This is a genomic window from Brevibacillus sp. (assembly GCF_003521185.1).
GTDB lineage: Bacteria > Bacillota > Bacilli > Brevibacillales > Brevibacillaceae > Brevibacillus > Brevibacillus parabrevis.
The window spans coordinates 57,110-69,440 of record NZ_DOTK01000053.1 but is presented as its reverse complement, the minus strand read 5'-3'; the positions used below and the strand labels follow the sequence as shown (position 1 = coordinate 69,440).

The window sequence follows — 12,331 nt, the reverse complement described above, 5'->3', positions numbered from 1 at the left end:
TTTGCCGGGAGCACATCGCCTCAAGCCACGCCACGACTGAGGTGGATACGTTTAGTTTTGGATTTTTACAAAAAAGTTATCATGGAGAGTATTGTCAAAGCTAATTGGGAATGATAATATTTATCAATAATAGTGATATTCATTATCAATTAGAAAACAGAGAACCAGAACATACATCGACACTCACCCATTTTAAGGAGGAAAACATTATGTCATCCATTTTAGTCATTGGCGGAGATCGCCTTGGTAATATCGTAGATTTGCTGCACGGACAAGGGTTTAAAGATATTCATCACGTAACGGGGCGCAAAAGCTCCCAAACAGGCGTGAAAATTCCTGCGGGCATTCATATGATTCTCGTTTTGACCGACTTCGTCAATCACAACCTCGCGAAAACCGTGAAAAACCAGGCGAAGGATCGTGAGCTGCCAATCGTATTCTGCAAGCGCTCGTGTTCGGCGATTGCCAAAGCTTTCGATTTGACGGCGTAAATACATACCCGTTCAGGTGGACAGACTAACGCATGAGTCTGATACCAACGGAGGAATGGCGCATGGAGCAAAATCGTTTAAGCGAACTGCCTATTGCGCAGCTGACGGCCGTGCAGCTGCAACAGTTGAAACAGGCAGAGGAACAACTCAATTCAGAAGGCGAGAATGTGTACCTGATCGCATTTGAGAAGCAATCCCCGTCATCGTAGACGGGGTTTTTTTATTTTCCCAATATCTGCTTCTCCGCTTATTTGAAAACATACTGCTCAAGCTGCGTTTTCAGTGCGTCAATCCCGATGGCAAAGCCCAGGCATTGGCTGGACTGGATGATAAAGGCGTTCAGCCCCACGACCTCGCCATTCAGATTGATAAGTGGCCCACCACTGTTGCCGGGGTTGATGGCGGCATCGGTTTGGAAAATCTCTTCATACATTCGTTTTGCCACCTGGAGGCGACGGTTTTTGGCGCTGATAATTCCGGCCGTTACAGAGTTTTCCAACCCAAGCGGGGAACCGCCTGTGTACATAGCGACAAAAACTACAAAAAGACCAGTTGCTGCAGATGAATCGTCCGGCCGTGTGCGTTCCTGCCGGGAGCTTCGGCTGCTTCCACGCGTTTGACGAGTGCCGTCATGAGCATGCGGCGCTCTTCATCGCTGGCATGTGACCAGAGGAGCGGCCAATTGGTCAGCTGACTGTAGGGCGGGAAGGCAGCTCTGGCAAAAGACGGAGGTGGATCAGGGAACAGAGCGTCAGCTTCTTTGGCGAGGGCAGCGATTTTCAGCCGAAATGCTTCGAGGGTGAGCAGTCCTTCCTCGTAAGCTGCTTCCCAGCGCCGCAATTTGAGCGCTCGCCTCTGTTCTCGCGCTTCTGCATCTGCAAAAGGGACCACAGAAGAAAGCGAGGCCCGGACTTCTTCCAAAGCAGCACGCGCTTCGTGCGAATAGCTCATCAGCTCGGAGAGGATGGCCTGCTCCAGACGGTCTTCCCGGATGGCGGGGGCGTCGCAGCGGCCAGCCTGCTTGTTTTTGCATACATAATAACGATGGACGTAACGTTTTCCCGCGCTCTTGGTGTTGGCTGTCTTGCCGCGCATGGGGGAGTGGCACAGGGAGCAGTAGAGCAAACCGGAAAAGCAAAAGGTGGAGCCAAGGACACGCGGGTGGAGCGAGCTGCGCGCAGCCATTTTTTGCTGAATGCGCATGAAAAGGTCTTTGTCGATAATCGCCGGATGGGCGGCCTCTTCCACGATCCATTGATCAGGCGAGTTTTGGCGCTGAAGCCCGTCGGTGTAATTCCAGCGCAGCGCCCCGTGATACACCGGATTTTTCAGCAGGCGCAGGACAGAACTTGCCCCCCAGCTCGCGCCGTTTTTCCCGCGAAGTCCTTGGCGATTTGCCCACTCCGCAATCTGCCGCGGCGACTCGCCTTTCTCATAGCGCTCAAACATTTCGCGGACGCCAGCCGCCTCCGCATGCTGAATGGTCAACGCCCCGTCCACCAGCTCGTAGCCAAAAGGCGGGGGGCCGCCTGGCCGTTTTCGTTCCTTCGCCATCTGCTCCATGCCGAGCTTGACTCGCTCCGCCAAATTTTCCCGCTCCCACTGGGCGAGCGCCGCCACCAGCGTAATGAACAGTCGGCCGATGGCGGTAGTCGTATCGTACACCTCTGTGCAGCTTTTGAAGCGCACGTCATACTTTTCAAACTCCTGGAGAAGCCGGTACAGATCCAGCACAGAGCGGGTGAGGCGATCGAGACGATAGACGAGGACGACATCGGTCTTCCCTTCGCGGATATCTTTCAGCATCCGTTTCAGTTCAGGGCGGTTCGTATCTTTGGCGCTCACGCCTTCTTCCGCGTAGATGGCGGCAACCTCCCACCCTTGTGAGTGGACGTAAGCCAACAGTTTTTCCCGCTGGGCCGGGATTGAAAATCCTTCACGTGCCTGGTCTTCGGTGCTGACGCGCATGTAGACAGCCGTTCGCATCGGATTTCCTCCCATCAACTGAGGTTGCTAGAGTCTACAGCAAAACAGCGCTTTGTATGCCTGGACAGATTGGAAAACTTGGATTTTTTGCGCACAAAAAAACCCCGCTTATCCTGATTGGACAAGTGGGGCTGCGCTACATCCATTTTTGTCCCCATTCGTGAATGGATTCAATGACCGGACGCAGATCTCTTCCTTTTTCTGTCAATTCATACTCGATGCGCACAGGAATTTCCGGGTACACTTTTCGTTCCAAAATTCCCAGCTCCTCCAGTTCCTTCAGTCGCTCCGAAAGCATTTTGTCGCTCATGTGCGGAACCATCTCGCGAATATCTTTGAAGCGAACAGCGCCGCGAAGCAAAACGTGGATGATCAAACCTGTCCAGCGCTTGCCGAGGACATTGATGGCGCATTCGTACTTGGGACACATGTGCTCGCCAGCAAATTCTTGACTCATGTTGGTGTCACCTCTATACAGCATGGTTATGTTAACGCTTATTGTAGCAGATAAACTTGAAAAAAGTAAGTAACGAAGTGTTTGGCATGTGCTTATCTATGTTTGCCATACCGGGGCGGGGTTATGCTGGAAATAGGATTGTCCGCACGAGCCAAGCCCGTTTCCGGCAAAAATCGTTTCACAGGCAGGCACATGCACATAGACTGTGGCGAACGATACGAGAAGAAGAGGGTGTTAGGATGCTTCCAAAACCGGTGATCGGGATTTTGACCTGGCGCCAGGGGCAGCGCTTTGGCGAGCCGGACTACTTGCGCAAGCTGGTGCTGGCAGGGCAGAAGCTGGGGGCGGAAATTTACCTGTTTTCGCATCAGGACGTAAACATGAAGGAAAAAAAGATCAAAGGCTTTCTTCCCAAAGCAGGCGGCGGCTGGAGCAGCAGATGGTTTCCGTGGCCGCAGGTCGTCATCGACCGCTATCGGCGGCGTGTCCCCGAGTACATTCGGCTGCGAAACAGCGACCTGCTTTTCTTTGCCAACAGCCCGTTCAGCAAAAAGTGGCGGGTCACCCAGCTTTTGGCCAAGGACAGGCGGGTGATGCACTGGATTCCGGAAACACACTTGTACGAAAAAAAGCGAGTTGCAACCATGCTGAGCAAATATCCACTCGTGTACGTCAAACCGGGGAACGGCTCCGGGGGGAAAAGCATTTTGCGGATATCGGCCAAGGGCAAAGAATTTAGCCTCTCCGGGCGCGACAAGCAATATCAGACGCACACTGCCAAGCTGGACAGCGTCAGTGCCGTGGAGAACTGGGTTGGCCGCTGGGTAGTCGAGCAGCAGATTGCAGATGGCAATTTTCTCGTGCAGCAAGGGATCGATCTCGGATTGATTCCGAATCATGTGGCAGATGTGCGCGTGCTCATCCAAAAGGATCAGGCAGGGGAGTGGAGGGTGACTGGCTCCGGAGTACGGATCGGGGAGGCTGGCAGCTCTACCTCCAATTTGCACGGCGGAGGGCGCGCTGTTTCCTTTGAAGGGTTGATCGAGCAGCGATTCGGCAAGAGACAAGCACAGCTGATCACGAAGGAGTGTCACTCGCTTGCCCATGAGGTGGCGAAGACGCTGGAGGATTACTTTGGACGAATGATGGAGTTCGGGCTGGATATCGGTGTCGCTGTAGACGGGAGCGTCTGGCTGATCGAGGTCAATCCGAAACCGGGGCGGGAAGTATTTCGCCAAATGGGGGATATGGTCACGTACGCCAAGGCGATCGAGCGGCCTGTGCAGTTCGCTCTCCATCTCGCCCGCAAGAGACAGACCGGGGATGTTGGGCAGAGGGAACAACGTGTCAGAGTCTGAAAGAAGCTTGGTTTTTGTTCCTTTGGAAGCAAGCGGGGAACCGACACTGATGACCCATTCACCAACCTTGGTGTGTGAAGAGTTTCCGAGTGCCAAAGGATAAAGCTTGCAGTCCGCGTCGATTTTGATAACAGCATAGTCCCTGACTCGATCGGCAATGATGCGTTTGGCTTCAAATACTTTGCCGTTGTACAGCTTGACAAAAATGTTTTTCGATTTGCCGATGACGTGCTCGCTGGTCAAAATATAGCCTCTCGGGTGGAAGATAAAACCGGAGCCGAAACTGCGCTCGGTAGGCGGTGACGAAGTATTATCATCCTGGTCGATGAGACTGCGAATCAGAGAATCGACGTCTTTAGCTAGGGGAGCGTCTTCCGTGACGATGGAAACGACTCCCTCCTGTACGCGCTCTACAATAGGGACAAAAAAATTGAACGGGTGCAGACTGCTGCTGCTCACAGGGTACTTTACTCGCGTATATTGGGACCATTTTTTACTTTTCACCAATCTCTCCCCCTACAGCAGTTAGGTATATATCATCTTATGGAGGGGCGAAAGGGAAGGGACGCCCAATTTGAGCGCGGTGTTTGTTATATCATTATTTTTGATTGATATAATAAAGAAATAGCATTGGTATAATTATTAGAATCGAATTATAATACATGTAGTTAGAGAATATTTTGAACATAAAGGCTTAGCAGATGGATATTCACTTCTGTCTGAAAAAAGGCAATTGTCTGCTTTGTCGCTAGAGAGAGAAAAAGAAAGATAATGGAGGATGCGAAGAGATGGATGTTAAAACGATCATACTCGGCTTTTTGAGCTATGGAGAAATGAGTGGGTACGATATCAAGCAGGCGTTTTCCAACAGCATCGGCTTTTTCTACGATGCCAGCTTTGGCGCGATCTACCCCGCACTGCGCAAGCTGGAAGAGGAAGGACTGGTCACCAAGCAAGAGGTCATCCAGTCTGGAAAGCCGAACAAAATTTTGTATCAGATTACAGAGCAGGGCAAGGACACGTTCCGTCAAGAAATCCAGACGCCGATTTTGCCTCCTGTGCTGCGCTCTGACATGCTGGTGAAAATTTTCTTTGGCAAGAGCCGTTCCCCCGAGGAGCAAAAGGACATGCTGGAGAGCTGTTTGAACCTTCAGCGCCAAATGCTTCAACAAAGCCGAGCCTCATTCAAGAAGCTGGAGCTGCATTTTGACGAATATCAGCGCTTTTGCTGGGAATATACGATCCATCATCTGGAGTCGACGATTTCCTTTTTGGAGCACAAAATGCCCTCGCTAGCCAAACAACCAGCATTGTCTGCTTCCATCTGAGCAGGGATTTGACCAATTGGGTTGAACACGCATGCAAGAAGGCTTCGCCGCAATAAAGTGGCGAAGCCTTCTTTTTGTTTACTTCAGGTTTTCCGGGTTGAGGCACTCCAGCTCTGGCACGACAAAACGTCCGTCTTTGCGGATCAGGCGGTCGTCAAACCAGATTTCCCCTCCGCCCCACTCAGGGCGTTGAATCATGACGAGATCCCAGTGGATGGACGACTTGTTGCCGTTGAACGCATCGTCATAGGCTTGTCCAGGCGTGAAGTGGAAGCTGCCGTCGATTTTCTCATCGAACAAAATGTCTTTCATCGGATTTTGGATGTAAGGATTGACCCCGATCGCAAATTCGCCGACGTAGCGGGCGCCTTCGTCTGTGTCGAACACTTCGTTGATTTTCGTCGTGTCGTTGGCAGTCGCTTCGATAATTTTGCCATCCTTGAAGGTCAGCTTGATGTTGTCATAAGTGAAGCCTTGGTATGGGGATGGCGTGTTGTACGAGATCGTGCCGTTGACGGAATCGCGCACTGGGGCTGTAAATACTTCCCCGTCCGGGATGTTGGCTTCTCCGGCGCATTTGATGGCAGGGATGCCTTTGATCGAGAAGGACAGGTCGGTGCCAGGCCCTGTGATGCGCACCTTGTCGGTTTTTTCCATCAGCTCGACGAGGCTGTCCATCGCCTTGTCCATTTTGCCGTAGTCGAGCGTGCACACTTGGAAGTAGAAATCTTCAAAAGCGGCTGTACTCATGTTGGCCAGTTGAGCCATGGAAGCGTTCGGGTAGCGAAGCACAACCCATCTGGTTTCAGGCACGCGCACGTCCAGCACAGGGCGGGCGAACAGCTTGGAGTACATTTGCATTTTGTCGCCCGGCACGTCAGCCAGCTCGCTGATGTTGTCGCCGCCACGGATACCGATGTAGCAATCCATTTGCTTCATAAAGGAGACGTCAGCTTCACGCATGATGCCGAGCTGGTCTTCGTTGACACCGAGAAGCAGTTCGCGCTGAATGCTTTGGTCAATCAGTTGAACGTAAGGATTGCCTCCCGCTGCGTAAACTTTGGCAATTACGGCTTTCGTCAAGTCAGTCACATCGCCGATGGAGTAGATTAAAACGTTTTCACCTTTTTGTACTTTGGTGGAGTAGTTGACGAGGACGTCAGCTAATTGCTCAATACGTGGATCTTTCATAGGAAGGGGATCCCTCGCTTTCCATATCATATCAGTATGTATTGTACACAAATCGCATAGAAAAAAGCTACCCATACCAGGGTAGCGTGCGGAGGAAACGCGTTTACAGGATTCGGTTCTTCATGTATATGCAGGGTCCTGCGCCAATATGGCTATGTCAATCGCAGCCGCAGCCGATGATGACCAACAGGATAAAAAGAATCAACACTAAGGTGAAATCATCGAGGTCTCCATTGAAAATGCTACTCATAGGATGAACATCCTCCTTGTTGTGTGTTAAGCCTCTTGTGCTTACATCCATAACATATGGGTTTATGCACAGTCCCGATACGGGCATCCGCCCATTTTTGCGAAGATTCTTTCCATGCCATCTGCTTGCCTGCGCATGTTTATTATTCTGAAAATCAGGAAAAGCTAGAGGATACGAAAAGACTTTGCAAAAAACGAAAGGATGTTATGGCGATGCAAAGATCATTGTCGAGTCTTCAGCACGAGTTGGTTCCCATTACGATTAATGTAGGCGAGGATTTCAAGTCCATTGTGTGGAAAGCCCAGTACGATATGGATTTCAATACGGAATGCCTGTTTTGCTTCTCGGAGCAGATTACAGGATACCGGGTGGAAGATGAGGCGGGGCATTCCGGCAAGGTAGCGGTTTGCCCGCACTGTGAAAAAGTAAACGCCATTTACGCGTAAGCGGCGAGACAGTGGCACATACACGAAAAGCGATGCTCAAACGGGCATCGCTTTTTGCTTTGACACGTCCTCCAGGGATGGACGATATTTGCCACTGCATCCACCATGTACCACCTGCGTTTTAGCAGGATTGAAGGGAGGAGCCTCGAATAGTATGAGAGGTATACATATGTAGATAGAGTTAGGGGTGAACTTTGTGCAAAAGAAATGCAGCCGCTGCGGGAATGACATGGAGATCGTGCTGCGCAATGTCGTGTATAAAAAGCGGGTCAAAATCATGAACGTCCCGGTACACGTTTGCGTCGACGATTGCTGCGCGCATTCCCAGGTGGTAGATGTCATCAAAGAAGATTTGAAATCACTCATGGAGGAACTGGGCCAACATCCGCAGCGCCAGGCGATCGAATTTGAAGAAATGTCAGAGTTATCCAACTTATTGGTATTGATTGCTAACGAAAAGGCAGATTCTTCGGTTCGTGAAGTGCTGGGCGAGAGGGTCAACGAGCTTCTGGATCTGTTTTTGTTGGCGCAGTCCCTAGGCGATGAGAGATGGATGCTGGAACTGCGGGAGCGATTGACCAAAATCATGGTATAAACACGAAAGAGGAGGCGCTGGAACAGGCGGCTCCTTTTTGTTGGCGCAGTCGAGACGTCAGCTTCTGCCCCTTTTTGCCCCCGTGCACCGCAAGCGTAGACTTTGCCATCCAGATTTCGGTATACTGAAAGGCGCATAGGAAGCGACAAAAGGAGAGATGAATGGTGGCCCAAAAACAACTCCACTCGATCGAGGAACTGGATCAGTTCGTTGCGCAAAAAGGGAAGCAGCTTTTGTTCAAGCATAGCACGATTTGCCCGATCAGCACATCCGCTTATGAAGAGTTCCAGGCGTATCTGCTGGATCATTCCGTAGAAGCGGCCGTGATTCTCGTGCGCGAAGATCGTCCGGTATCGAACGCAGTAGCGGAGCGTTTTGCGATCAAGCACGAGTCTCCGCAAATTTTCCTGCTGGAAAACGGGGAAGTGAAATGGCATACTTCTCACTGGAAAATTACCAAGGATGCCATCAAGCAGGCAGTCGGCGCCTAGTCCCCTCATCGAAAAAGCTTGTTACGAAAAAAGAGCTGTCGCTTTTAGCGCAGCTCTTTTTTGTGTTTACTCCCAAAACAGCTCCAGTTTATCTCCGCTTTTCAGCTCGGTCTGGAAGCTGGCTTGCTGTCCGTTTACCAGCATGACGAAGCCGGAGATGCTCTCATTGTCCGGCTTCTCCAGAGAGAAGTTGACGAACCGGAACACATCGCTGAATACCGGAGGGGCGGATGGGGCAGATTTGACCGTAATGACGGCCCCATCAGGCACAAGCTCGTCTGCGGATGCCACTTTGCCGTCCAACGTGATCGTCACCTGTGCGACGGGCAGCATCACTCGCTCGCCGTTGAAGGAGACGGTCATCGTTTCTTGCACCCATTCTTCCAGCGGGATGACGTCGCGGATGGCTGGCGGTGCGATTTCCTCCAGGCGATAGGAAAGCTTGTCTCCCTGGCGGACGACATCGCTGAAAGTGGCGGTTTTGCCGTTTAAGAGCAGAATCGGGTTGTGCGCTGGGAGTGTGTAAGACTGCCCGTTCACGCTGAAGTGCAGCCCGGATGGCACTGGCTGTTCATCAGGCGCCAAAAGACCAGCTGCCGCCAGCACTTCGGAAACGGTGCGGGGCAGGCGGATTTCTACTTCCGCGCGATCGGCCAGCGAGTCGTCGAGCTGCGCAGGCGTGCCGTTGACGTGGATCACTGGCCCCAGCGACAGCGGGCGATCGTTGCAGACGATATCCAACGTGTCCAGCTGATCGAGCAGCTCGCGCACGAAAACATGGGCGTCCTCGCCGTTTTTTCCCGCGACAACCGTGATGGTGTCTCCATCGGCAATCGGTGAATCAAGGCTGGCGGCTTCTCCGTTATTCATGATGACAGGAGGCGTGCCGTGACCGCCAGGAATCATTTTCATCCGGCCGTTTACCGTGACGCTCATCGCCAGACCCGGTCTTCCGTAAAGGCGGCGAATGTCCAGTCCGGCAGCGATCAAAGAATCTCCTAGGGACATTTTCCGCAAGTCAAAAATGCGCAGCGGCACATCGTTGACGGTAACAGTCACGTAGCGGAGCGGGTGGCGGCGTGCTGCTACCGCGATTCCCACTGGCGTGACAAATTCTGGCCCGCTAAGCAGCGGATTGTCTCCCACGAATTGCTTGATCGCATCGCCACCACGCACAGCGACGCGAGCGGCAGGCATGTTCAGGAACTGGGCGACTTTTCCGGTCAAGCCCGGCGTCAGACTGCCTCCGCCAATCAGCATGACAGCTTGCGGTGCCTTGCCGTTCAGCTCCATGATTTTCGTCGCGATTTTTTCTGCCAGTTGGGAAACGTCTCCTTCAATGGCGCTGGTTACTTCCGCTGCGCTCATCGTGTGTTCCATGCCGAGAATGTCCGTGAACGTCACCGATTCATGGGTGGTGAGCAGACGTTTGACCTCTTCTGCCATCGGAAAATCGAGCAAAAAGGCATTCATCAGCGCGTCCGTGATCTCGTCTCCGGCTACAGGCACCATGCCGTAGGCGGTAATCGCACCTTCTTCGGTCAAGGCGACGTCAGATGTGCCTGCGCCGATATCGACGAGCGCGATGTTGAGTCTGCGCATAGTTACGGGGATGAGTACGTTGATCGCCGCAATCGGCTCCAGCGTGAGCGCCTGCATCTCCAGATCGCACCGCTTCAAGGCGGCAATCAGCGAGTCGACGACTACCCGCGGCAAAAATGTGGCAATCACGTCTGCGCTGGCTATGTCTCCGCGCTGATCGATCAGGCTGCCGATCAGTTCCTGGTCCAGGTAGTAGTTGACGACGCTGTAGCCGACACAGTAATAGCGGGTCGCATCCAGCTCGCGCAGTTCTTTTGCCAAGTCTGCCTGGGCTTCCTGCACGGCGGCAAACTCCAGTGCGACCACATCTTCCCGCGTGATAAAGGCGTGTCTCGACAGCGGCATATCCACACGTACGCGGCGGGTGCGCAACGAACGGCCGGCTGCTGCCACAGCTACTTGATGCAGCTGCCCGTGCTTTGCTTCCAATTCGTCCTTGATTTGCTTGATCACTTTGGCAACGGCAACCACATCGTGAATCTGCCCATCGAGCATGGAGCGTTCATCGTGCTCGCGAATGGCGCAGTCGAGCACGCGAAATTGATCTCCGGTCGTTTCCACAATCAGTCCGACCACACTGCGTGTTCCAATATCTAGTGAAAAAATCAGCTCAGGGGAGCCTGTTTCGTTATAGGCTGACAAAGGTAAGTCACTCCCTCGTTTTCGTGTCGATCAGTAGAAATAGATGAAGGCTTTCGTTAGAACATATATCCAATGGATTCGACCACAGCTATCAAGAATCCTGTCGAAACAAGGAATTATCCCTTTTTTGGCGAAGAATTTGCAAAGGTAAAAAAACATAAATAATTTACTTTCGCGCTTTTTGGCGCTAAACTGCTGACAAGGGAGTTTGAATCGATTATAATAACCCTAATTTATCGGCAACCACCTAGCAGACCTATATAAAAAGAGGAGAGTGGAGAGAAACAATGGCACACGATCAAATTGAGACCATGCGCAAACAGATAGACGAAATCAACCTGCAAATTTTGGAATTGATCAACCAGCGGGCGACTTTGGTGCAAGAGCTCGGCAAAGAAAAAGAAAAGCTGGGCAGCAACCGCTTTGATCCAGAGCGCGAGCGCCAAATGCTCAACCTGCTCGTGGAAAATAACAAAGGCCCGTTCAACGACAGCACGGTTCGCCATCTGTTCAAGCAAATTTTCCAAGTATCCTTGGACTTGCAAAACGAAGACAAGAAAAAAGTTCTGTTGGTCAGCCGCAAGAAGAAAGCGGAAGACACGGTCATTACAGTAAAAGGCGTCGAGTTCGGCGGCAAAAGCCCGATCCTGATCGCAGGACCTTGCTCCGTAGAAAGCTACGAGCAAGTGAGAGCGGTAGCGGAAAACCATGCCAAACGCGGCTTGAGAACAATCCGCGGCGGCGCATACAAGCCTCGCACTTCCCCATACGATTTCCAAGGTCTCGGAGAAGAAGGCTTGCAAATCTTGAAGCGCATCGGTGACGAGTTCAACCTCGTAACGATCAGCGAAATCGTCACGCCAGCCGATCTGGAAATGGCGACGAAATACATCGATGTCATCCAAATCGGTGCGCGCAACATGCAAAACTTCGAGCTTCTGAAAGCAGCAGGCCGTGTAAACAAGCCTATCCTGCTGAAGCGCGGCCTGTCCGCAACGATCGAAGAATTTATCTACGCAGCCGAGTACATCGTATCTGAGGGCAACACGCAAGTCATGCTGTGCGAGCGCGGTATCCGCACGTACGAAAAAGCGACTCGCAACACCCTTGATATCTCTGCTGTACCGTTGCTCAAACAAGAAACGCACTTGCCTGTCTTCGTCGATGTGACCCACTCTACTGGTCGTCGCGACCTGCTGCTGCCTTGCGCGAAAGCAGGATTCGCAATCGGTTCCGACGGTGTGATGGTAGAAGTTCACCCGGACCCGGATGTTGCTCTGTCCGATGCAAAGCAACAGCTCAACATTCCTCAGTTCAACGAATTTGTGGACGAATTGCTTGCTTCCGGCCTGTACAAAGGCGAAGTGGTAGCAACCAGAGGATAACGAAACAGTTTGATGTGAGTTTGCTGGTCCTTCCTGCGCGCAGGGAGGACCTTTTGATTTGACGAACCCGAGGTCGACCAAGTAAGCTAGGATTTAAGTGCTGATAACG

The 12,331-nt window shown here is 52.1% G+C and carries 14 protein-coding genes and 1 pseudogene; 8 read left to right on the top strand and 7 right to left on the bottom strand.

All coding sequences use genetic code 11. The annotated features are described in order from the left end of the window. Positions 1-209: 209 nt before the first annotated feature. Positions 210-491, top strand: coding sequence for a DUF2325 domain-containing protein (locus DEP07_RS17230; RefSeq protein ID WP_005828113.1), 282 nt, complete (start codon positions 210-212; stop codon positions 489-491). A gap of 32 nt (positions 492-523) precedes the next feature. Next, entirely contained in the window at positions 524-700 is a 177-nt protein-coding gene (locus tag DEP07_RS17225) for a hypothetical protein (RefSeq protein WP_157128119.1), read from the top strand. A gap of 38 nt (positions 701-738) precedes the next feature. Here the strand turns inward: DEP07_RS17225 and DEP07_RS17220 are convergent, their stop codons facing one another. The 3 genes from DEP07_RS17220 to DEP07_RS17210 all read right to left on the bottom strand — a co-directional run bounded on the left by DEP07_RS17220 (position 739) and on the right by DEP07_RS17210 (position 2,934). Beyond that, complete coding sequence (locus DEP07_RS17220; RefSeq protein WP_122964007.1) at positions 739-1,017, bottom strand: S1C family serine protease; 279 nt, start codon at positions 1,015-1,017, stop codon at positions 739-741. Between the two features lie 11 nt (positions 1,018-1,028). Beyond that, a complete protein-coding gene (locus DEP07_RS17215) occupies positions 1,029-2,477 on the bottom strand; it encodes a recombinase family protein (RefSeq protein WP_287102794.1) in 1,449 nt (482 codons plus the stop codon). Positions 2,478-2,613: 136 nt separating this feature from the next. Further along, on the bottom strand, positions 2,614-2,934 hold the full coding sequence (locus tag DEP07_RS17210) for a winged helix-turn-helix transcriptional regulator (protein WP_005828119.1): 321 nt from the start codon (positions 2,932-2,934) through the stop codon (positions 2,614-2,616). A 239-nt stretch (positions 2,935-3,173) separates the two neighbouring features. On the opposite strand from DEP07_RS17210, the gene DEP07_RS17205 reads away from it, so the two are divergent. Then, entirely contained in the window at positions 3,174-4,292 is a 1,119-nt protein-coding gene (locus tag DEP07_RS17205; protein ID WP_122964009.1) for a YheC/YheD family endospore coat-associated protein, read from the top strand. Positions 4,293-4,370: 78 nt separating this feature from the next. Here the strand turns inward: DEP07_RS17205 and DEP07_RS17200 are convergent. Next, positions 4,371-4,751 (bottom strand): annotated as a pseudogene (locus DEP07_RS17200) (trypsin-like peptidase domain-containing protein); the annotation flags it as partial. Between the two features lie 329 nt (positions 4,752-5,080). Here DEP07_RS17200 and DEP07_RS17195 point away from each other — a divergent pair. Then, positions 5,081-5,620: a PadR family transcriptional regulator gene (locus DEP07_RS17195; RefSeq protein ID WP_122964010.1), complete on the top strand. Its 540-nt coding sequence runs from the start codon at positions 5,081-5,083 to the stop codon at positions 5,618-5,620. A gap of 78 nt (positions 5,621-5,698) precedes the next feature. On the opposite strand, the gene DEP07_RS17190 is transcribed toward DEP07_RS17195, so the two are convergent. Together DEP07_RS17190 and DEP07_RS27755 are read right to left on the bottom strand one after the other, a co-directional pair. Next, a complete protein-coding gene (locus DEP07_RS17190) occupies positions 5,699-6,811 on the bottom strand; it encodes an aminopeptidase (protein ID WP_173599886.1) in 1,113 nt (370 codons plus the stop codon). A 157-nt stretch (positions 6,812-6,968) separates the two neighbouring features. Further along, entirely contained in the window at positions 6,969-7,061 is a 93-nt protein-coding gene (locus DEP07_RS27755) for a YjcZ family sporulation protein (RefSeq protein WP_007783189.1), read from the bottom strand. A gap of 212 nt (positions 7,062-7,273) precedes the next feature. Between DEP07_RS27755 and DEP07_RS17185 the strand changes: the two genes are divergently transcribed. From DEP07_RS17185 to ytxJ, 3 genes are all read left to right on the top strand, one after another. Then, the gene (locus DEP07_RS17185) at positions 7,274-7,507 is read left to right on the top strand and encodes a hypothetical protein (RefSeq protein ID WP_063228116.1); all 234 of its coding nucleotides are present in this window, start codon (positions 7,274-7,276) and stop codon (positions 7,505-7,507) included. Positions 7,508-7,703: 196 nt separating this feature from the next. Continuing rightward, positions 7,704-8,102 carry a hypothetical protein gene (locus DEP07_RS17180; RefSeq protein WP_229049716.1) on the top strand — a complete coding sequence of 133 codons (399 nt, stop codon included), beginning with the start codon at positions 7,704-7,706 and terminating at the stop codon, positions 8,100-8,102. 164 nt (positions 8,103-8,266) lie between these two features. Further along, positions 8,267-8,593, top strand: coding sequence for a bacillithiol system redox-active protein YtxJ (gene ytxJ, locus DEP07_RS17175; protein ID WP_167470276.1), 327 nt, complete (start codon positions 8,267-8,269; stop codon positions 8,591-8,593). A 66-nt stretch (positions 8,594-8,659) separates the two neighbouring features. Here the strand turns inward: ytxJ and DEP07_RS17170 are convergent, their stop codons facing one another. After that, positions 8,660-10,837: a cell division protein FtsA gene (locus tag DEP07_RS17170; protein ID WP_287102791.1), complete on the bottom strand. Its 2,178-nt coding sequence runs from the start codon at positions 10,835-10,837 to the stop codon at positions 8,660-8,662. Positions 10,838-11,124: 287 nt separating this feature from the next. Here DEP07_RS17170 and DEP07_RS17165 point away from each other — a divergent pair, with 287 nt between their 5' ends. Continuing rightward, on the top strand, positions 11,125-12,222 hold the full coding sequence (locus DEP07_RS17165) for a bifunctional 3-deoxy-7-phosphoheptulonate synthase/chorismate mutase (protein WP_122964015.1): 1,098 nt from the start codon (positions 11,125-11,127) through the stop codon (positions 12,220-12,222). Positions 12,223-12,331: the final 109 nt, after the last annotated feature.

Bases quoted from the DNA above. Each gene is read 5' to 3' on its own strand.
- DEP07_RS27755 (WP_007783189.1), bottom strand. From the start codon at position 7,061: ATGAGTAGCATTTTCAATGGAGACCTCGATGATTTCACCTTAGTGTTG.
- DEP07_RS17205 (WP_122964009.1), top strand. From the start codon at position 3,174: ATGCTTCCAAAACCGGTGATCGGGATTTTGACCTGGCGCCAGGGGCAG.
- DEP07_RS17230 (WP_005828113.1), top strand. From the start codon at position 210: ATGTCATCCATTTTAGTCATTGGCGGAGATCGCCTTGGTAATATCGTA.
- DEP07_RS17195 (WP_122964010.1), top strand. From the start codon at position 5,081: ATGGATGTTAAAACGATCATACTCGGCTTTTTGAGCTATGGAGAAATG.
- DEP07_RS17190 (WP_173599886.1), bottom strand. From the start codon at position 6,811: ATGAAAGATCCACGTATTGAGCAATTAGCTGACGTCCTCGTCAACTAC.
- DEP07_RS17215 (WP_287102794.1), bottom strand. From the start codon at position 2,477: ATGCGAACGGCTGTCTACATGCGCGTCAGCACCGAAGACCAGGCACGT.
- DEP07_RS17185 (WP_063228116.1), top strand. From the start codon at position 7,274: ATGCAAAGATCATTGTCGAGTCTTCAGCACGAGTTGGTTCCCATTACG.
- DEP07_RS17210 (WP_005828119.1), bottom strand. From the start codon at position 2,934: ATGAGTCAAGAATTTGCTGGCGAGCACATGTGTCCCAAGTACGAATGC.
- DEP07_RS17220 (WP_122964007.1), bottom strand. From the start codon at position 1,017: ATGTACACAGGCGGTTCCCCGCTTGGGTTGGAAAACTCTGTAACGGCC.
- DEP07_RS17165 (WP_122964015.1), top strand. From the start codon at position 11,125: ATGGCACACGATCAAATTGAGACCATGCGCAAACAGATAGACGAAATC.
- DEP07_RS17225 (WP_157128119.1), top strand. From the start codon at position 524: ATGAGTCTGATACCAACGGAGGAATGGCGCATGGAGCAAAATCGTTTA.